Annotated in this window: 19 protein-coding genes; 11 read left to right on the forward strand and 8 right to left on the reverse strand. The window is 59.7% G+C overall.

Annotated elements, in window-relative coordinates; genetic code table 11:
- The first annotated feature begins 52 nt into the window (after positions 1–52).
- Positions 53–604, forward strand: a complete 552-nt coding sequence (locus tag M0746_RS00840) for a DJ-1 family glyoxalase III (protein ID WP_258447939.1) — start codon at positions 53–55, stop codon at positions 602–604.
- Positions 605–610: 6 nt separating this feature from the next.
- Here the strand turns inward: M0746_RS00840 and M0746_RS00845 are convergent, their stop codons facing one another.
- Positions 611–1,849 carry an MFS transporter gene (locus M0746_RS00845; RefSeq protein WP_258447940.1) on the reverse strand — a complete coding sequence of 413 codons (1,239 nt, stop codon included), beginning with the start codon at positions 1,847–1,849 and terminating at the stop codon, positions 611–613.
- Between the two features lie 393 nt (positions 1,850–2,242).
- Between M0746_RS00845 and M0746_RS00850 the strand changes: the two genes are divergently transcribed.
- The 3 genes from M0746_RS00850 to M0746_RS00860 all read left to right on the forward strand — a co-directional run bounded on the left by M0746_RS00850 (position 2,243) and on the right by M0746_RS00860 (position 4,951).
- Positions 2,243–3,688, forward strand: coding sequence for a cytochrome ubiquinol oxidase subunit I (locus M0746_RS00850; protein WP_208939685.1), 1,446 nt, complete (start codon positions 2,243–2,245; stop codon positions 3,686–3,688).
- 3 nt (positions 3,689–3,691) lie between these two features.
- Positions 3,692–4,699 (forward strand): cytochrome d ubiquinol oxidase subunit II, encoded by a 1,008-nt coding sequence (gene cydB / locus M0746_RS00855; protein WP_208939686.1) that lies wholly within the window; start codon positions 3,692–3,694, stop codon positions 4,697–4,699.
- Positions 4,700–4,783: 84 nt separating this feature from the next.
- Positions 4,784–4,951, forward strand: coding sequence for a DUF2474 domain-containing protein (locus M0746_RS00860; protein ID WP_016773090.1), 168 nt, complete (start codon positions 4,784–4,786; stop codon positions 4,949–4,951).
- A 74-nt stretch (positions 4,952–5,025) separates the two neighbouring features.
- Here M0746_RS00860 and M0746_RS00865 read toward each other — a convergent pair whose 3' ends face one another.
- Together M0746_RS00865 and M0746_RS00870 are read right to left on the reverse strand one after the other, a co-directional pair.
- On the reverse strand, positions 5,026–6,153 hold the full coding sequence (locus M0746_RS00865) for a methyltransferase (protein WP_258447941.1): 1,128 nt from the start codon (positions 6,151–6,153) through the stop codon (positions 5,026–5,028).
- Positions 6,154–6,330: 177 nt separating this feature from the next.
- Complete coding sequence (locus tag M0746_RS00870; RefSeq protein WP_258447942.1) at positions 6,331–7,044, reverse strand: autoinducer binding domain-containing protein; 714 nt, start codon at positions 7,042–7,044, stop codon at positions 6,331–6,333.
- A gap of 319 nt (positions 7,045–7,363) precedes the next feature.
- On the opposite strand from M0746_RS00870, the gene M0746_RS00875 reads away from it, so the two are divergent.
- On the forward strand, positions 7,364–8,140 hold the full coding sequence (locus tag M0746_RS00875; RefSeq protein ID WP_258447943.1) for a ferredoxin--NADP reductase: 777 nt from the start codon (positions 7,364–7,366) through the stop codon (positions 8,138–8,140).
- Between the two features lie 47 nt (positions 8,141–8,187).
- Here the strand turns inward: M0746_RS00875 and mscL are convergent, their stop codons facing one another.
- The gene (gene mscL / locus M0746_RS00880; RefSeq protein WP_203419572.1) at positions 8,188–8,601 is read right to left on the reverse strand and encodes a large-conductance mechanosensitive channel protein MscL; all 414 of its coding nucleotides are present in this window, start codon (positions 8,599–8,601) and stop codon (positions 8,188–8,190) included.
- 288 nt (positions 8,602–8,889) lie between these two features.
- Between mscL and M0746_RS00885 the strand changes: the two genes are divergently transcribed.
- The 3 genes from M0746_RS00885 to radA are packed head-to-tail and all read left to right on the forward strand — an operon-like array spanning position 8,890 to position 12,449.
- Positions 8,890–10,431, forward strand: a complete 1,542-nt coding sequence (locus M0746_RS00885) for a catalase (protein WP_258447944.1) — start codon at positions 8,890–8,892, stop codon at positions 10,429–10,431.
- Between the two features lie 59 nt (positions 10,432–10,490).
- Positions 10,491–11,036 carry an ankyrin repeat domain-containing protein gene (locus M0746_RS00890; protein WP_258447945.1) on the forward strand — a complete coding sequence of 182 codons (546 nt, stop codon included), beginning with the start codon at positions 10,491–10,493 and terminating at the stop codon, positions 11,034–11,036.
- Between the two features lie 45 nt (positions 11,037–11,081).
- A complete protein-coding gene (gene radA / locus M0746_RS00895; protein WP_095181861.1) occupies positions 11,082–12,449 on the forward strand; it encodes a DNA repair protein RadA in 1,368 nt (455 codons plus the stop codon).
- Between the two features lie 119 nt (positions 12,450–12,568).
- Here radA and M0746_RS00900 read toward each other — a convergent pair whose 3' ends face one another.
- The gene (locus M0746_RS00900; protein ID WP_258447946.1) at positions 12,569–12,937 is read right to left on the reverse strand and encodes a PilZ domain-containing protein; all 369 of its coding nucleotides are present in this window, start codon (positions 12,935–12,937) and stop codon (positions 12,569–12,571) included.
- A gap of 161 nt (positions 12,938–13,098) precedes the next feature.
- Between M0746_RS00900 and M0746_RS00905 the strand changes: the two genes are divergently transcribed.
- The 3 genes from M0746_RS00905 (at position 13,099) to yjiA (ending at position 16,503) form a co-directional block, all read left to right on the forward strand.
- Positions 13,099–15,165 (forward strand): carbon starvation CstA family protein, encoded by a 2,067-nt coding sequence (locus M0746_RS00905; protein ID WP_208939694.1) that lies wholly within the window; start codon positions 13,099–13,101, stop codon positions 15,163–15,165.
- A 15-nt stretch (positions 15,166–15,180) separates the two neighbouring features.
- Positions 15,181–15,378: a YbdD/YjiX family protein gene (locus M0746_RS00910; protein WP_003228401.1), complete on the forward strand. Its 198-nt coding sequence runs from the start codon at positions 15,181–15,183 to the stop codon at positions 15,376–15,378.
- A 153-nt stretch (positions 15,379–15,531) separates the two neighbouring features.
- Entirely contained in the window at positions 15,532–16,503 is a 972-nt protein-coding gene (gene yjiA / locus M0746_RS00915; RefSeq protein ID WP_208939695.1) for a GTPase, read from the forward strand.
- Positions 16,504–16,626: 123 nt separating this feature from the next.
- On the opposite strand, the gene M0746_RS00920 is transcribed toward yjiA, so the two are convergent.
- From M0746_RS00920 to M0746_RS00930, 3 genes are read right to left on the reverse strand one after another with little or no spacing between them, the layout of a single operon-like run.
- Positions 16,627–17,337: a GntR family transcriptional regulator gene (locus M0746_RS00920; RefSeq protein WP_208939696.1), complete on the reverse strand. Its 711-nt coding sequence runs from the start codon at positions 17,335–17,337 to the stop codon at positions 16,627–16,629.
- Positions 17,338–17,360: 23 nt separating this feature from the next.
- Entirely contained in the window at positions 17,361–18,065 is a 705-nt protein-coding gene (locus M0746_RS00925) for a FadR/GntR family transcriptional regulator (protein ID WP_258447947.1), read from the reverse strand.
- A 48-nt stretch (positions 18,066–18,113) separates the two neighbouring features.
- Positions 18,114–19,427, reverse strand: a complete 1,314-nt coding sequence (locus tag M0746_RS00930) for a C4-dicarboxylate transporter DctA (protein WP_208939698.1) — start codon at positions 19,425–19,427, stop codon at positions 18,114–18,116.
- Positions 19,428–19,657: the final 230 nt, after the last annotated feature.

Consider the following 19,657-nt stretch of genomic DNA (forward strand, 5'->3'; position numbering starts at 1 on the left):
CGATCCGGGGGAAGCTGACTACGCTTGAAGGATCACCCTGTGGATAACGCCCATGACTTCAAGAGTGCTGATTACCCTCGCCGAGGGCATCGATGATCTGCAAAGCGTGACCCTGATCGATGTGCTGCGTCGCGCCGAAATCGAAGTGGTCGCAGCCAGTATCGAAGGCCGACGCATGCTCACCTGCGCTCGCGGTACGCGCCTGACCGCCGACGGCATGCTGGTCGATGTGCTGGCGCAAACCTTTGATCTGATCGTTCTGCCCGGCGGCGCCGTTGGCTCCCGGCACCTGGCAGCGCATCAACCCTTGCAACAATTGCTCAAGGATCAGGCCAGCGCCGGACGCCTGTTCGCCGCCATTGGCGAATCCCCGGCCGTCGCCCTGCAAGCCTTCGGTGTGCTGCGCCAACGCCGCATGACCTGTCTGCCCGGCGCCAGCCATCAGTTGTCGGGTTGTACCTTCGTTGACCAACCGGTGGTGGTCGACGGCAACTGCATCACCGCGCAGGGTTCCGGCGCCGCATTGGGTTTTGCATTAATGCTGGTCGAGCAGCTTGGCGGTAAGGGGTTGCGGGCGAAAGTGGCTGCAGAGCTTCAAGCCTGAGTAACGTCAGACCTTCGTCTCTTCCACCGGCACATGCATCCGGTCTCGATTCGCCAAGGTCGGGAACAGTTTGATCCACGTTCCTGTCACCACCAGCGTGCCGATCCCGCCCATGACCACCGCCGGGACGGTGCCGAACCAGTGGGCGGTGAGGCCGGATTCGAATTCGCCGAGCTGGTTCGAGGCGCCGATGAACAGGCCGTTGACCGCGCTGACCCGGCCGCGCATTTCGTCGGGGGTTTCCAGTTGTACGAAGGAGGCGCGGATGACCATGCTGATCATGTCCGCCGCGCCGAGCACCACCAGCACCGCCAGCGAGAACCAGAACGAGGTCGACAGGCCGAAGGCGATGGTCGCGACGCCGAACACGCCGACTGCGGTGAACATCACGCGGCCGACCTTGCGTTCCACGGCAAACCGCGCGAGGTACAGCGACATTGCCAGTGCGCCGACCGCCGGTGCCGATCGCAGCAGGCCCAGGCCCCACGGGCCGGTCAGGAGAATGTCCTTGGCAAAGACCGGCAGCAGCGCCGTGGCGCCGCCGAGCAGAACCGCAAACAGATCCAGCGAAATCGCCCCGAGTATGTCCGGGCGGCTGCGAATAAAACGAATCCCTGCCAGCAACGAATCCAGCGTGGCCTTGCCTTTGTTCAGCGGCGTCTGGCGTGTGGGCAGGTTGAGCATCAGGGTGCAGGCAACAACGTAGAGCAGCACGGTCGGGCCGTAGACCCAGACGCTGCCGAACGCGTAGAGCAAGCCGCCGAGCGCTGGCGCGACAATGGTTGCAGACTGTTGCGCGGACTGCGCTGCGGCCACTGCCCGAGGGAACAACGCGCTGGGCACGATGCTCGGTAGCAGCGCCTGGGTGGTCGGCATCTCGAACGAACGCGCCGCGCCGAGCAGGAACGCGAGGATGAAGATCATTTCGCGGGTGACGTGATCGGTGGCGCTGCCGATCGCCAGTGCGAGGGCGATCATCGCCTGCAGCGACTGACAAAGCGCTGCGACCTTGCGCCGGTCATAGCGATCGGCGACATGCCCGGTGTGCAGCATGAACAACACGCGCGGGGCAAACTCGACCAGACCGACCAGACCCAGGTCGAGGACGTTGCCGGTCAACTGATAAAGATTCCAGCCAATCGCCACGGTGAGCATCTGAAAACCGCTGGCGGTGAAAATCCGCGCGAACCAGAAAGCGAGAAACGGACGATGGTGACGTAACAGCAGGGGCTCTTGGCTGGGCATCTGAAGGCAGGTCTGGCTCGAGGGGAAACGCGAGATTATCACCAGTCTGTAACAGGAAGTTGCTACCTGCGAAAAATTTACTTAGCCAGACATCGAATTGTCCCAGCCTGCCTGCGAAGCCACTGGGCAAATGCCCTGCCAACGCGCTGAGGCAACTTGTCACGCGGCAAACGACCACGCCGTTCAACGGCAAAAATGGGACTACTCTTTTAACGTTGCTTGATCCAGATCAACACCTCACGAGGGTTTGATCTGACGGCCAGTTGGCCAGACTCCCTGCGTAGCGATGGCTGTAAAAAAAGAACGAATCCGAATTCGCCGCACTCATATCCGTGGGGGCAGTGGTGCAGGCCCCCGGGTCTGCCACCCGTATTACCTGACAGAGGAAGCCATATGTTCGGTTTAGAGGCTCTCGATCTCGCCCGAATTCAGTTCGCGTTCACCATCTCGTTCCACATTCTGTTCCCGGCCATCACCATTGGCCTGGCGAGTTACCTGGCGGTGCTCGAAGGTCTGTGGCTGAAGACTCGAAACGACACCTACCGTGACCTTTACCACTTCTGGTCGAAGATCTTTGCCGTCAATTTCGGCATGGGCGTGGTCTCCGGGCTGGTCATGGCTTACCAGTTCGGCACCAACTGGAGTCGCTTCTCGGATTTCGCCGGCGCCGTCACCGGGCCGTTGCTGACCTATGAAGTGCTGACGGCGTTTTTCCTCGAGGCTGGTTTCCTCGGCGTCATGCTGTTCGGCTGGAACAAGGTCGGGCGCGGGCTGCACTTTTTCTCCACGGTGATGGTAGCGATCGGCACGCTGATCTCGACGTTCTGGATTCTCGCCTCCAACAGCTGGATGCAAACCCCGCAGGGCTTCGAGATCGTCAATGGTCAGGTGATCCCCACCGACTGGCTGGCCATCGTCTTCAACCCTTCGTTCCCGTATCGCCTGCTGCACATGGCGACCGCCGCGTTCATCGCTACGGCGTTCTTCGTCGGCTCGTCAGCGGCCTGGCATTTGCTGCGCGGCCGGGATAATCCTGCGATTCGCACCATGCTCTCGATGGCCATGTGGATGGCGCTGATCGTTGCGCCGATCCAGGCGGTCATTGGTGACTTTCACGGTCTGAATACGCTCAAGCATCAGCCGGCGAAAATCGCTGCCATTGAAGGGCACTGGGAAAACCACGGTGACGAAGCGACGCCGCTGATTCTGTTCGGCTGGCCGGACATGAAAGAAGAACGCACTAAATTTGCCGTAGAGATTCCCTACCTCGGCAGCCTGATTCTGACCCACTCGCTGGACAAGCAAGTACCGGCACTCAAAGAGTTTCCGCCAGAAGACCGGCCGAATTCGACGATCGTGTTCTGGTCGTTTCGGGTCATGGTGGGCCTCGGTTTCCTGATGATCTTCACCGGTCTGTGGAGTTTGTGGCTGCGCAAGCGTGACTCGCTGTATACCTCGCGGCCGTTCCTGCATCTGGCACTGTGGATGGGCCCGTCCGGCCTGATCGCGATTCTGGCGGGCTGGTTCACTACCGAGATCGGCCGTCAGCCGTGGGTGGTCTACGGCCTGATGCGCACCGCGGACGCCTCGTCCAATCACAGCTTCCTGCAGATGAGCATCACCCTGATCATGTTCGTCGTGGTGTATTTCGCCCTGTTCGGTGCGGGCCTCGGCTACATGATGCGCCTGGTGCGCAAAGGTCCGAAGCTCAGCGAAGGCACCGATACGCCGGACGGTGGTCCGGGCAAGAAGCGCACTCCGGCGCGTCCGTTGTCCGCTGCCGACGATCCGGGCGAAGGCGAACACGAAGACAACACTCGCTTGACCAAGGAGATTTGAGCCATGGGTATTGATCTTCCGCTGATCTGGGCCGTGATCATCATCTTCGGGATCATGATGTACGTGGTCATGGACGGTTTCGACCTGGGCATCGGGATTCTTTTCCCGTTCGTTCCGGGCAAGACCGACCGTGACGTGATGATGAACACCGTCGCCCCGGTCTGGGACGGCAACGAAACCTGGCTGGTACTCGGCGGCGCCGCATTATTCGGCGCTTTCCCGCTGGCCTATTCGGTGGTGCTTTCAGCGCTTTATCTACCGCTGATCTTCATGCTGATGGGGCTGATCTTCCGCGGTGTGGCCTTCGAGTTCCGCTTCAAGGCCAAGGATGAAAAACGTCATCTGTGGGACAAAGCGTTCATCGGCGGCTCGATCGCGGCGACGTTCTTTCAGGGCGTGGCGCTGGGGGCGTTCATCGACGGCTTGCCGGTGGTCAACCGCCAGTTCGCCGGCGGCTCAATGGATTGGCTGACCCCGTTCACGCTGTTCTGCGGCGCCGCCCTGGTGGTCGCCTATGCCTTGCTCGGCTGCACCTGGCTGATAATGAAAACCGAAGGCAAGCTGCAAGAGCAGATGCACGATCTGGCGCGGCCATTGGCCTTCGTGCTGCTGGCGGTGATCGGTGTGGTCAGCCTGTGGACGCCGCTGGCGCATCCGGAAATCGCTTCGCGCTGGTTCACCATGCCCAATCTGTTCTGGTTCATGCCGGTGCCGATTCTGGTGCTGGTGACACTGTATGGCTTGATCCGCGCGGTGGCGCGTAACGCCAACTACACGCCGTTTCTGCTGACGCTGGTACTGATCTTCCTCGGCTACAGCGGCCTGGGCATCAGCCTGTGGCCGAACATCGTGCCGCCATCGATCTCGATCTGGGACGCCGCAGCACCACCGCAAAGTCAGGGCTTCATGCTGGTGGGCACGCTGTTCATCATTCCGTTCATCCTGGGTTACACCTTCTGGAGCTACTACGTGTTCCGCGGCAAGGTGACCCATGAAGACGGTTATCACTAGTCTGCTGCCTGGCTTCCCTTGTGGGAGCGAGCCTGCTCGCGAAGGCGTCCCGAATGACGGCTTGGCTTAACGGAGATCGATGCAATGACCGGCAAACATTCCCTGCACGACATCGAAGAAGCCGAAAAAAAGCCGCTGTGGCAGCGGCTCGGCTGGCTGGCCCTGATCTGGGTCGGTAGCGTGGGTGTGCTGTTTATCGCCGCCAGCCTGATGCGTATGTTCATGAACGCAGCAGGCCTGACCACGCACTGAAATCATCCCGCCCCGGCGCCTTCGGCAAAGGATTTGCAAACCCTCCTTGTGGAGGGTTTTTTTCGTCTGCGGGTTTATTTGCGCGCTTTGAGAATGACGAATTTCGGCGTGGCCGCGACTTGTTCGACGCCGCGGAACAACCGCGCCAGTTTGCTGTGGTAACCCAGATGGCGGTTGCCGACGATGTACAGCGCACCGCCAACCACCAGCGCTTCGCGTGCCTGCTGGAACATGCGCCAGGCAAGGAAGTCGCCAACCACCTGCTGTTGATGGAACGGTGGATTGCACAGCACTACGTCCAGCGACTGCGCCTCTTGTCCGGCCAGGCCATCGGCGGCACGCACGATCACCTCGCGGTCGCCCAGTGCGCCCCGCCAGTTTTCCAGGGCCGATTGCACCGCCATATACGATTCATCGACCAGCGTGTAATGCGCATCCGGGTTCTGCAAAGCGCTGGCGATGGCCAGCACGCCGTTGCCACAGCCCAGATCGGCGACGCGGGCCTGACCGAGGTTTTTCGGTAAGTGCGGGAGGAACGCCCGGGTGCCGATGTCCAGCCCTTCGCGGCAAAATACGTTGGCGTGGTTGAGCAGTTCGATCGGCGGCTCGTCGAGGCGATAGCGCGTCGGGTAGGGCGAGTCGGCCACCGCAGCCTTGGCTTGCGGCGTGGCAATCAGCAGGCGGGCCTTTTTCACCGCGAGCGAGGCTTGTACCGGGCCGATGTAACGCTCGAGCAGGTCTCCGGCGGCACGCGGCAGGTGCTTGACCATCGCGGCGGCGATTACTTCGGCGCCGGGCGCGAGTTGCCCTTGCAGGCGGATCAGTTGTTCTTCCAGCAGCGCGAGGGTTTTCGGCACCCGGATCAGGACCCGGTCGAACGGCCCGACCAAGGGCTCGCTCGCCGGGATACCGCGCACCGCATCGAACGCCTGGCCGTTGCGCAGCAGATTTTTCTCCAGTCCCTGAAAACCGAGAAACGAGTCGCCGCTGCTGCAGACTTTGACCTTGCCGAGCAGACTGACCGCCAGCGCGCCGAAGCTGTCGTTGAGCACCAGCACGCGGGTGTCCGCCGTCGGTTGCTGCGCCGCGAGATGGTTAAGCAGGTATTCGTCGGCGGCATCGAAAGCTTGCAGCGGTTCGTTCGGCTGTTCGGGCTGGCGGATCAGGTCGAGTTGGGCGAAGGGCGTTTCGAGCAAAGGCATGGGGCGGGGACTCAGGTGATCGACGAATATTCCGCGGCCCTGATATGTGCGGCGGAACCGACCGAGTGTAAGGCAACGCGCAGTACCGGCGTTATCACTCAGGAAGGTTACGAATGGTACGTTTTTTTCGCTGTCATTACCCGCATGTTTATAAAGGGAGGCAAGGCTGATCGCGCGTCAAATGATCCCGGTTCTGGCAGCTTTGATAACGGCAGAGATCTTGTTGCAGACGTGGAGTTTCTCGATGACGTTTTGTACGTGATAGTTCACGGTCCGTTCGCTAAGGCTGAGGATCTTCGAGATTTCATAAGCGGTCTTGCCGACGGCGGACAATTTCAACACCTCCAGTTCTCGTGAGGACAGATGCGGTTGACGAGGCTTGAGCGATTCCGCTGGCAGGGTCCGGGCGAACAGCTCGCTCAAGTGACTGCTGGCGTAGAACATATAGCCAAAATGCTCATACAGCTCCAGTGGGCTGATCGAACAATGTCGGCGCGCCAGGCTGATAATGCTGCACAAACCACTTGGCGCATGATGGAACGACTGTGACCAGCCATGTTGCAAGCCATACTTCTGCAAGCCTTGCCATATATCCCGGGTTTCGGCAAATACCGATTCATTCCAGACGATGGGAGACATTGAATGATTGCAGTGTGATATCAGAGGGTCTGTTTTAATGTAACTATTCAGTTCATATTCGCTGTTCCAGTCGCTGGGGTAATTATTGATCTGCAAGGGGCGGAGCGGCGTATCGCGATGAAGGGGGACAACCGATATTGCACAAAAGTTGAATCCGAGGTTTTCGGCAAATCGCAACAGAATCGGATAAGCAGCATCGATGCCCTTGGCAAACGTCAGTTGTTTCAGCTGTGATTCCTTCCATGTTTCCATAATGAAACACTCCATGACGTAACGGGGGCGCCGAATGGATCCAAACAGATCCGGCACGCAGCGAAGTGTAGGACGATTCACACAGGGAGCTATAAATTTTTTCGGTATTGAACAGTTAGATATATGGATAAAGAGTTCTTAATACATTCTTGTATTACATTGGAGTTGTCATTTGAAGTAATTGCTCGAATGTTGACCGGTGCGATAATTTTTCAGATGAATCTTCTGTTTGATATAGGTTCAATACCATTATTAACCGTCGGTGTTTAACCGCGTCGATTTGCGCGAAACTGGCGACAACCGTTCAGTGGAGTGACCCATGACCGCCAGCGCAGATAAATACACCAGGCAAACCTTGCTCGACGTCCAACCCCTGACCTCAAGTCTGTTTACCCTGCGCACCACTCGTGACGTCGGATTTCGTTTCCGCGCCGGGCAGTTTGCCCGCCTCGGTGTGACCAAGGCTGATGGCAGTATCGTCTGGCGCGCCTATTCGATGGTCTCGTCACCGTTTGACGAGTTTCTCGAGTTTTTCTCCATCGTCGTGCCGGGTGGGGAGTTCACCAGCGAGCTGAGCCGGTTGCAGGTCGGCGATACCTTGCTGGTCGAGCGCCAGGCGTTTGGCTATCTGACCCTTGATCGCTTCGTCGACGGCCGCGATCTCTGGCTGCTGTCGACGGGCACGGGGGTGGCGCCGTTCCTGTCGATCCTGCAGGATTTCGAAGTGTGGGAAAAATTCGAGCGCATCATTCTGGTCTACAGCGTGCGCGAGGCGCGCGAGCTGGCTTATCAGGAACTGATTGCCGGGCTCGATCAACGCGACTACCTCAGCGAATATGCACACAAGTTGCGGTTCATCGCGACGGTGACGCGTGAGGCGCACCCGGGGGCGCTACACGGGCGCATTACTACCCTGATTGAAAACGGTGAACTGGAGCGTGCGGCGGGCGTGGAGCTGTCGGCGGAGCATTCACGGGTCATGTTGTGCGGCAACCCGCAGATGATCGACGACACCCGCGCGTTGCTGAAACAGAGGGACATGCGCCTGAGCCTGACGCGCCGGCCCGGCCAGGTCGCTGTGGAAAATTACTGGTAACGAAAACGGCACCCGCAGGTGCCGTTGTTTTGCTAAGGGCGGATGGCTCAGGGCCGCTCGTTCTGCGCCTTGAGCAGATCGCGAATTTCACCCAGCAGCTGTTCTTCCTTGCTCGGGATCGGTGGCGCGGTCGGCGCTACGGCTTCTTCACGCTTGAGGCGGTTGATGGCTTTGACGCCCATGAAGATGGCGAAAGCGACAATGATGAAGTCCAGCACCGTCTGGATGAATTTGCCGTAAGCCAGCATCACTGCAGGCGTGTTGCCCTCGGCGGCCTTGAGCGTGATGGCCAGGTCACTGAAGTCCACCCCGCCGATCAACAGGCCGATTGGCGGCATGATCACGTCACCGACAAACGACGACACAATCTTGCCGAACGCCGCACCGATGATGATACCGACGGCCATGTCGACCACATTGCCTTTGACCGCGAAGGCCTTGAACTCGCTAAGCACGCCCATAGTTATTTCCTTGTTACAGATGAGTTTGGTGAAGGCAGTGTAAATCAGCGAAACGCGTCCTGCGCGAAACACCTTCTTACAATCCCCGTTTTTATCGACACATCAATAGACGATTAGTTTGCAAAGTGCCAGCAATCGCGCGCGAAATAGCGTGTAACTCGCTGATCAGGAAGCCAATTTTCTCAATCATGGTGTTACGTTCTTTCTATTTATGTTCCCCGCCGCAGGCCTCTAGCCTTGGGATGGCGCACCTGGATGCGCCGCCAAAAAAAACCAGAGGATCCTGATATGACTTCCGCACTTGGATTGGGGGCTTTTCCCCGCCGCCGCACGCTCGGCGTACTGACCGCCGGCCTGCTGAGTTTCTCCGTGAATGCAGCACCACTGACCCGTGACAATGGCGCAGCCGTCGGTGATAACCAGAATTCTCAGACCGCAGGCGCCAACGGCCCGGTTCTGCTGCAGGACGTGCAACTGATTCAGAAACTGCAGCGTTTCGACCGCGAGCGCATTCCCGAACGCGTGGTTCACGCCCGCGGTACCGGTGCTCACGGCACGTTCACGGTGACCAACGACCTCAGCGACCTGAGCAAGGCCAAGGTGTTTGCCGCTGGGCAGACCACACCGGTATTCGTGCGCTTCTCGGCGGTGGTGCATGGCAATCACTCGCCGGAAACCTTGCGTGACCCACGCGGTTTTGCCACCAAGTTTTACACCGCTGATGGCAACTGGGACCTGGTGGGCAATAACTTCCCGACTTTCTTCATTCGCGACGCGATCAAATTCCCCGACATGGTCCACGCGTTCAAGCCTGATCCGCGAACCAACCTCGACGATGACTCGCGCCGGTTCGACTTCTTCTCCCATGTACCGGAAGCCACCCGTACACTGACCGAGTTGTATTCCAATGCGGGTACTCCGGCCAGCTATCGGGAAATGGACGGTAATGGTGTGCATGCTTATAAATTGATCAACGCCAAAGGTGAAGTTCATTACGTCAAGTTTCACTGGAAGAGCCTGCAAGGTCTTAATAACCTGACGCCAAAACAAGTTGCCAAAGTTCAGGGTCAGGATTACAGCCATATGACCAATGATCTGGTGAGTCATATCAATAAAGGCAACTTCCCGAAATGGGACTTGTACGTTCAGGTTCTCAAACCACAGGATTTGTCCAAGTTTGATTTTGATCCATTGGATGCCACCAAGATCTGGCCAGGTATTGCTGAGCGAAAAGTTGGACAAATGGTCTTGAACCGTAATCCGGCGAATGTCTTCCAGGAAACCGAACAAGTTGCGATGGCGCCGGCTAATGTGGTTCCGGGTATCGAACCTTCCGAAGATCGTTTATTGCAGGGCCGAGTGTTCTCCTACGCCGATACACAAATGTATCGCCTGGGTGCCAACGCTCTGCAATTGCCAATCAACGCGCCGAAAGTTGCGGTGAACAATGGCAATCAGGACGGTGCAATGAACTTTGGCGCCAGCAACAGCGGCGTGAACTACCAGCCTAGCCGTCTGCAACCGCGTGAAGAGACGTCGAGCGCGCGTTACAGCCAACTGGCGCTGTCGGGCAGCACTCAGCAGGTGAAGATCCAACGCGAGCAGAACTTCAAGCAGGCCGGCGATCTGTATCGCTCGTTCAGCAAGAAAGAGCGTCGCGACCTGATCGACAGCTTCGGTGGCTCGCTGGCCACCACCGACGATGAAAGCAAGCACATCATCCTGTCGTTCCTGTACAAGGCCGATCCGGAATACGGCACCGGCGTGACGGAAGTGGCCAAGGGCGATCTGAGCCGGGTCAAGGCCCTGGCGGCGAAACTGGTCGACTGATAGCGACATGACACCCGCGGGGCCTGCAGCAGGCCCCGTTCCGTTGAAGGAGACTGCTGATGCGAACCTGTCTTTTCCTATTGGCCGCGTGCCTGTCGCTTAACGTATGGGCGGCACCGGTCGACCAGAGTCCCGAGGCGATCCAGGCACAATTGCGCGACTACTATTTCGACGCGGCGCGGCGTGGTGATGTGCCGATGCTCGAGACGTTCATCGAATCTGGCTATTCCCTCGACACCCGCGACAGCAAGGGATACACCGCGCTGATCCTCGCCGCTTATCACGGTCAGGCGCCTGCCGTGGAGCGCTTGCTTGCGGCCGGCGCCGACGCCTGCGCCCAGGATCAGCGCGGCAACACGGCGCTGATGGGCGCGATTTTCAAAGGCGAAGTGCAGATCGCCCGGCGCTTGATGGCCAGCGATTGCAGCCCCGATCAACGTAACGGCGCCGGGCAGACAGCGGCGATGTATGGCGGCTTGTTCAAGCGTCTGGAACTGCTTGATGCGCTCAAGGCCAAGGGCGCCGACCTGAATGCCGAGGACCCGCTGGGCAATAGCGCCGCGCGTCTGGCCAGCGGCGAAATCCGTAATCCGGCGCCGCGCTGATCGCGAGCCTGTAGGTTATCATCGCGGTTTTTGTCGGGGGTTCTGATGGCCAAGGCCAAGCGCATGTACGGCTGCACCGAGTGCGGCGCAACCTTTCCCAAGTGGGCCGGCCAGTGCGGTGAATGCGGCGCGTGGAACACGCTGACCGAAACCATGATTGAAAGTGGCGGCGCCACGGCACCCACCGGGCGCACCGGTTGGGCCGGGCAGCAAGCGCAGATCAAGACCCTGGCCGAAGTCAGCATTGAAGAAATTCCACGTTTTTCCACCGCCTCCGGTGAACTCGATCGCGTGCTCGGCGGCGGTCTGGTCGACGGTTCGGTGGTGTTGATCGGCGGTGATCCGGGCATCGGCAAGTCGACGATTCTGCTGCAAACCCTGTGCAACCTCGCCAAGAGCATGCCGGCGCTGTACGTCACTGGCGAAGAATCCCAACAGCAAGTCGCCATGCGCGCCCGCCGCCTCGGCTTGCCGCAGGACCAGCTACGCGTGATGACCGAAACCTGCATCGAAACCATCATCGCCACCGCCCGTCAGGAAAAACCCAAGGTGATGGTGATCGACTCGATCCAGACGATTTTCACCGAACAACTGCAGTCGGCGCCCGGCGGCGTTTCTCAGGTGCGCGAAAGTGCGGCGCTGCTGGTGCGTTATGCCAAGCAGAGCGGGACGGCGATTTTCCTGGTCGGCCACGTCACCAAGGAGGGCGCACTGGCTGGTCCGCGCGTGCTTGAGCACATGGTCGATACCGTGCTGTATTTCGAAGGCGAGTCCGATGGGCGCTTGCGTTTGCTGCGCGCGGTGAAAAACCGTTTCGGCGCGGTCAACGAGCTGGGCGTGTTCGGCATGACCGACAAGGGTTTGAAGGAAGTCTCCAACCCTTCGGCGATTTTCCTCACGCGCGCCCAGGAAGAAGTCCCGGGCAGTGTGGTCATGGCGACATGGGAAGGCACCCGGCCGATGCTGGTGGAAGTGCAGGCGCTGGTCGATGACAGCCATCTGGCCAATCCGCGCCGAGTGACGCTGGGTCTGGATCAGAACCGTCTGGCGATGTTGCTCGCGGTTCTGCACCGCCACGGTGGGATTCCAACCCACGATCAGGACGTGTTCCTCAACGTGGTCGGCGGGGTCAAGGTGCTGGAAACGGCTTCCGATCTGGCGCTGATGGCGGCGGTCATGTCGAGCTTGCGCAACCGGCCGTTGCCGCACGATCTGCTGGTGTTCGGCGAGGTCGGCCTGTCCGGCGAAGTGCGCCCGGTACCGAGCGGGCAGGAGCGCTTGAAGGAAGCGGCCAAGCATGGTTTCAAACGCGCGATCGTGCCCAAGGGCAACGCGCCGAAGGAATCGCCGGCAGGCTTGCAGATTATTGCTGTCACGCGCCTCGAACAGGCGCTTGACGCACTCTTTGAATAACCACAATCCCCTGTAGGAGTGAGCCTGCTCGCGATAGCGGTGTGTCATTCGACAAATCAGCTGGCTGACACACCGCTATCGCGAGCAGGCTCACTCCTACAGTTGATCGGTGGAGGACGCTAGATTTCGATCAGGGCGGCCAATTCGGCCTCAAGCTCGGCCTTGTCCGCCAGGTTCAGCTCGATCAACCGCCGCAAGCGCTGGATCGACTCCAGGCTGATATGCCGACAAATGAACCCCAAATGGCCGTTTTCCTCATGGGTCAAATGCACGTCCATCTGTATGTCGACGTCATTGCTCAGATGAATGTCGACGAAAAAATCCTTTTGCCGATCGCCGAGCCACGGCTCCGGCCGTTCGACCAGCAAACCCTTGAGTGACAGGTCGAGAAGTTTGACCGGCCAGATGTACTCGCCCTGACTCAGCTCGGTTCTGGCATCGAACGCAATACGTTTGAAGCGACGACGGTTGTCTGAAGGCTCGTTCATGGCGCAATCCTCCGAAGGTTCGCTGACTATAGACCCACCTTGTCCGGCCTCGCCAGCGCGCACGGGGCCAGATAGACCTATGTCGGGGTATGGCCTTTGGCACCGTTAGCGCTAAACTCGGGGTGGCTGTCTTTCTTGTCCACCCTGGCTGGAATAAAAAAATGAAAAATAATAATAGCCTGCTACGCCACTTACCCTGGCTAGTGCTGGCAATCGTAGGAGCGTGCGCCCTGGGCGTAGTGGCATTGCGCCGCGGCGAGGCGATCAACGCCTTGTGGATCGTGGTCGCTGCCGTGGCCATTTATCTGGTTGCGTACCGTTACTACAGTCTGTTCATCGCCAACAACGTGATGCAACTCGACCCGCGACGGGCCACCCCCGCCGTGCTCAACAACGACGGTCTGGACTATGTGCCGACCAACAAACACATTCTTTTCGGTCACCACTTCGCGGCCATCGCTGGCGCGGGGCCGCTGGTCGGCCCGGTATTGGCGGCGCAGATGGGCTACCTGCCCGGTACGCTCTGGCTGATTGCCGGTGTGGTGCTGGCGGGCGCGGTGCAGGACTTCATGGTCCTGTTCATGTCGACCCGTCGCAACGGGCGTTCCCTGGGCGACATGGTCCGCGAAGAAATGGGCCGGATTCCCGGGACCATCGCGCTGTTCGGCTGCTTCCTGATCATGATCATCATCCTTGCGGTGCTGGCGCTGATTGTGGTCAAGGCCCTGGCCGAGAGCCCGTGGGGCATCTTCACCGTGATGGCGACCATCCCGATCGCAATGTTCATGGGCATCTACATGCGCTACATCCGCCCGGGCCGCATCGGCGAAATCTCCGTGGTCGGTGTGTTGCTGCTGCTCGGTTCGATCTGGCTGGGCGGGCAGATTGCTGCCGATCCGGTATGGGCCAAAGCCTTCACCTTCACCGGTGTGCAGATTACCTGGATGCTGGTCGGTTATGGTTTTGTCGCCGCGTCGCTGCCGGTCTGGCTGATCCTCGCGCCGCGTGACTACCTGTCGACCTTCCTCAAGATCGGCACCATCGTCGCGCTGGCGATCGGCATCCTGATCACCATGCCCGAGCTGAAAATGCCGGCGCTGACCCAGTTCGTCGACGGCACCGGGCCGGTGTGGAAGGGCGGTCTGTTCCCGTTCCTGTTCATCACCATCGCCTGCGGTGCGGTATCGGGTTTCCACGCACTGATTTCTTCGGGCACCACGCCGAAGCTGCTGGATAACGAAACCAACGCCCGCTACATCGGTTACGGCGGCATGCTGATGGAGTCGTTCGTGGCAATCATGGCCATGGTTGCCGCTTCGGTGATCGAGCCGGGCGTGTACTTCGCCATGAACAGCCCGGCCGCCGTGGTTGGCAGTGACGCCGCGTCAGTGGCGCAGATGGTCACCAGTTGGGGCTTCGCAATCACGCCGGAGGCGCTGCAAGCGGTTGCTCATGACATCGGTGAAACCACCATTCTGGCCCGTGCCGGTGGTGCGCCGACCCTGGCGGTGGGGATTGCGCAGATCCTGCACAGCGTCCTGCCGGGTGAAAACACCATGGCGTTCTGGTACCACTTCGCGATCCTGTTCGAAGCGCTGTTCATCCTGACCGCAGTCGACGCCGGTACCCGTGCCGGGCGTTTCATGCTGCAGGACCTGCTCGGCTCATTCGTCCCGGCGCTGAAACGTACCGAATCGTGGGGCGCCAACCTGATCGCCACCGCCGGCTGTGTGGCGATGTGGGGCTGGTTGCTGTATCAGGGCGTGATCGATCCACTGGGCGGCATCAACACCCTGTGGCCACTGTTCGGCATCTCCAACCAGATGCTCGCCGGTATTGCGCTGATGCTCGGCACCGTGGTTCTGATCAAGATGAAGCGCCAGCGCTACATCTGGGTCACCCTGCTGCCGGCCACCTGGCTGCTGATCTGCACCACGACCGCAGGCTTCATCAAGCTGTTCGACGCCAACCCGGCGATCGGCTTCCTGTCGCTGGCCAAGAAGTACAGCGATGCGCTGGCCAACGGTCAGGTGCTGGCACCGGCGAAAAGTGTCGAGCAGATGCAGCATGTGATCTTCAACGCCTATACCAACGCCACACTCACCGCGCTGTTCCTGTTCGTGGTATTCAGCATCCTGTTCTATGCGCTCAAGGTCGGCATCGCCGCCTGGGGCAAAAAAGAGCGTACGGATAAAGAATCGCCATTCCAGGCCCTGCCGGATGCGTAACCAGAGGATTGCAGCATGTTCAATGACCTGAGTCGCCTCGGTAAATACCTCGGTCAGGCCGCGCGCCTGATGGTCGGCATGCCCGACTACGACACCTACGTCGAGCATATGCAAACCAAACACCCGGACAAACCGGTGATGAGCTACGAGATGTTCTTTCGTGAACGTCAGGAGGCTCGCTACGGTGGCAAGGGTGGGCCGAAGTGCTGTTGAGCTGACAGTATCAGGTTGAGGTAATCCCCCTGTGGGAGCTGGCCTGCCAGCGATGGCGGAGTGTCAGTCGACGGAAATTTCGACTGACACACCCTCATCGCCAGCAGGCTGGCTCCCACATTTGTTTTGTGTTCCTTTTAAGGAGATCGAGTTTTGTCCTCTCCCATCCCGGTCACGGTACTCAGCGGTTTCCTCGGCGCTGGCAAGACCACGTTGCTGCGCCATTTATTGAAAGCCGAGCACGGCCTGAAAATCGCCGTGATCGAAAACGAATTCAGCGACGCCGGCATCGACACGCAGTTGCTGGGTGACGAGCCAGTGCAAGTCATGACCCTGGCCAACGGCTGCGTCTGCTGCACCATTCACACCGACCTGACCAAGGCGCTGTACCTGCTGCTCGAACGGCTGGACAGCGGCGAGATCGCCTTTGATCGTCTGGTCATCGAGTGCACCGGCCTTGCCGATCCGGCGCCGGTAGCGCAGACCTTTTTCATCGATGAAGAGCTGCGCGAGCGTTATCTGCTCGACGGCATCATCACCCTGGTCGATGCCGCGCATGCCGACGTGCATCTGAGCCAGACCATCGCCCAGGCGCAGATCGGTTTCGCCGACCGCCTGCTGGTGAGCAAGACCGATCTGGTTGACGAAGCCACCTTCACCGCGCTGAGCGAGCGGCTGACGCGGATCAACCGCCGTGCGCCAATCCGCGTGGTCGAGCATGGCAACATTGATCTGGCCGAGCTGCTGGATGTGCGCGGCTTCAATCTGAATGCCGATCTCGGCGGCGGCTTGAGCCTGCGTCCGGTAGGCAAGGCGCCGTCGATCGATCGGATTTCCAGCCTGGTGCTGCGCACTGATCAGCCGCTGGATATCGATCAGCTCAGCGAGTTCATGAACGAACTGCTGGAAGAACACGGCAAGCAATTGCTGCGTTACAAAGGTGTGTTGAACATTGCGGGCGAGGATCGGCGGCTGGTGTTTCAGGGGGTGCTGAAACTTTACGGTTTCGACTGGGACACTGAATGGGCCGAGGGTGAGAAGCGCGAAAGTGTGATGGTGTTTATTGCCGATGATTTGCCGCAGGAGAAGATTCGGGCGGGGTTTGCCAGGGTAGCTTCTGCCTGATGATTTTTCGGTGTCAGAGCTGACGTCATCGCGGGCAAGCCCGCTCCCACAGGTTTATTGGTGTACCCGCAATCTGTGAGCGACAGATAATCCTGTGGGAGCGGGCTTGCCCGCGATGACGATTTAACTCACAACACAATGTTGAAAGGTTGTCCCCAGCAGTGTCTGCTCAAGATGATCCAGATGCCGATTCATCAGCATCCCGGCCTTGGAAGCATCACCTCGCTCCACAACCTCAACCAACGCCAAATGCTCTTGCGATGCGCAACAGCTTCGCGTCGAACATTGATTCCGCGCAATGGCCAACGACGTCAACGGCACCAGACTGCGCAGAAAATGCGTCAGCGGCACATTCCCCGCCATCCGTGCCAACTGCAAATGAAACTCCCCCGACAACCGAATCGCCGCCCCGCGCCGATCCTGCTCGATGGCGCGCTTCCCGCGCTCTATCAACGTGCGCAAGCATTCCAGATCGTCTGGCTGCGGACTCTGACAGGCCAATCTGACCAGCGTGTTCTCAGCCAGCCGTCGCGCATGCAAGGTCTGCCGGATCAAATCCCGATCAGGCGCGGCCACTCGCGGTCGATGATTGGCGCGCAATACTACGATCTGCTCATGGGACAACTGCGTCAGCACCCGTCGTACATCGGCGCGGCCCACGCTGAACATCGCCTGCAGGCTGTCCTCGGTAAAACGGCTGGCCGGGGTAATCCGCTGCTCCAGAATCGCCTCGAGCAGGCGCGGATACAGATCGTCCACCGCGGCGCGCAGGTGAGTGAAGGGCAGTGGGGCGCCTGCAGAGTGAGCGTGCGGCGTTGCGGCGACACTGTTCATGGCCGGTCTCCAAAAAAGGTAATTCAGTGGGGCAGGTTGTCTTCCGGGATATTCAGCTCGACGCCCATGCGCTGGCCCTCTCGCAGAATGTGCCGACGCATTTCGGCGCTGGCCTGCGCGCTGTTCTTGCTACGGATCGCGCGGACTACCGCTTCGTTTTCTTCCAGACGTTCGGCCAGATGCTCGGGAGAATTGCGCAGCACTTCGGCGCTTTGCTTGAGCGCGTTGCTGGTCTGCTGCACGACACTTTGGAAAATCGGGTTCGAGGTCAGGGTGAACAGTTCCTCGTGGAAAGCGATATAGGCGCTGACTCCGGCTTCGCTGTCGCCCGCTTCGAGGGCTTCGCGCATGTCCATCAGGGTCAGGCGCAGCTGGCCGACTTCCTTGCTGCTGATCGATTGTGCGACGAGGCCGACAATGAATGGCTCGAGGGTGTAGCGCAGTTGCAGTACGTCTTCCAGGCTGGCCCCGGCGACTGCGCTGTCGTGGTTTGGGTTGTCGCTCAGTTGTGCGTCGAGCACCACCACACCTTTGCCCGGCATCGAACGCACCAGGCCAAGGGTTTCCAGAACGATCACGGCTTCGCGCAGGCTCGGCCGGCTGATGCCCAATTGTTCGGCCAGTTCACGCTGGCCCGGCAGCATTTCACCGCTGCGCCACTGACCACGGGCCAGCGCCGCGCGGAGCTTTTCCACCACTGAGTTGACGACGGTTGAAGTTGTAATCACGTATTGGCTCCTGCGCCGTGCCTGCCGATCAGCAGGCACGGCGATCAATCAGAATTCTTTGGCCGCCGCCTGGGCGACGGTTTTTCTCGGCTGGAAGTTATAGCCCTGTTCGCCGTTGAGCACCTTGTTGGCCCGTTGTACGTCGATGTCCTTTTCCCAGCGGGCGATGGCGACGGTGGCGACGCAGTTGCCGATCAGGTTGGTCAGCGCGCGGCCGATGCCCATGAACCAGTCCACCGCGAGCACCAGCACCAGACCGACCACCGGGATCGCCGGAATCGCGGTCAGCGTTGCCGCGAGAATCACCAGCGCCGAACCGGGAATGCCGTGGGCACCTTTGGAGGTGATCAGCGACACCAGCAGAATTGTCAGCAAGTCAGTCATCGCCAGCGGCGTGCCGGTGGCGTTGGCGATAAACACGATGGCCAGGGTCAGGTAGATCGAAAAACCGTCGAGGTTGAACGAATACCCGGTCGGAATCACCAGCCCGACGGTCGAACTGCCGATGCCCAGGTGTTCAAGCTTGCGCATGATCTGCGGCAGCACGGCGTCAGAGGAGGCGGTGCCCATGACGATCAGCAGTTCTTCGCGCAGGTACTTGAGCAGCGGCCACATGCGCAGCCCGGAAGCACGCATCACCAGACCGAGAATCACGCTGACGAATGCAATGCAGGTCAGATAGAACAGGCCGACCAGGCTGCCCAGATGCTGCAGCGAATCCAGGCCATATTTGCTGGTGGTAAAAGCGATGGCGCCGAACACGCCGATCGGCGCCAGACGCACGATCATGCCCATGATGCGGAAGATCACATGGCTCAGTTCGTTGATCAGTCGCGAGATTCCCGACGCCGCTTCGCCGACCAGATTCAGCGCGCTGCCGAACAGCACCGAGAACAGCAGCACTTGCAGAATGTTGTTGTCGGCGAAGGCACCGATCACCGAGGTCGGGATCAGGTCCATCAGAAACTGCGTGGTGGTGTGCATGTGCTGCCCGCGCTCGGCGAGGTCGCCCATGTCAGCGCTGGACAGTTGCTCCAGATGAATATTCGCGCCGCTGCCGATGCCGGTGCTGAAGGCGAACACCAGGCCGATCACCAACGCGATGGTGGTCAGCACTTCGAAGTAGATCACCGACTTGAGGCCGATGCGCCCGACCTTCTTCAGGTCACCCGCGCCACTGATGCCGCTGACTACCACGCAGAACACGATCAGGCCGATGAGCATCTTGATCAGTTTGATGAAACCGTCGCCGAGCGGTTTGAGCTGGGCTGAGTATTCCGGGAGGGTCAGCCCGCAGACGATGCCGAGCATCAGTCCGAGAACCACTTGGAGGAAGATTGAACGCGAGCACCATCTGAGCATGGGAGGAATCCTGGGTCGGTGTCCTGGCTGCCGCACGCTTGGCGTATCGGATTCAGGACTTAATTATTGTGGTCTTACCGGTATGTCCAGTGCAGGCGCAGTCTAGGCGCTGATTTTCCATGGCCGCAAGTGAAAAATGACGAATTGGCATGACCGGTCTGACCAGTTGTGCGGCAAGCCCCATGCTTGAGCGGTTCAGGTGTTTGAAAAAATACGGGCGAAAAAAAACC

The organism is Pseudomonas sp. S11P7 (assembly GCF_023195435.1).
GTDB lineage: Bacteria > Pseudomonadota > Gammaproteobacteria > Pseudomonadales > Pseudomonadaceae > Aquipseudomonas > Aquipseudomonas fluorescens_G.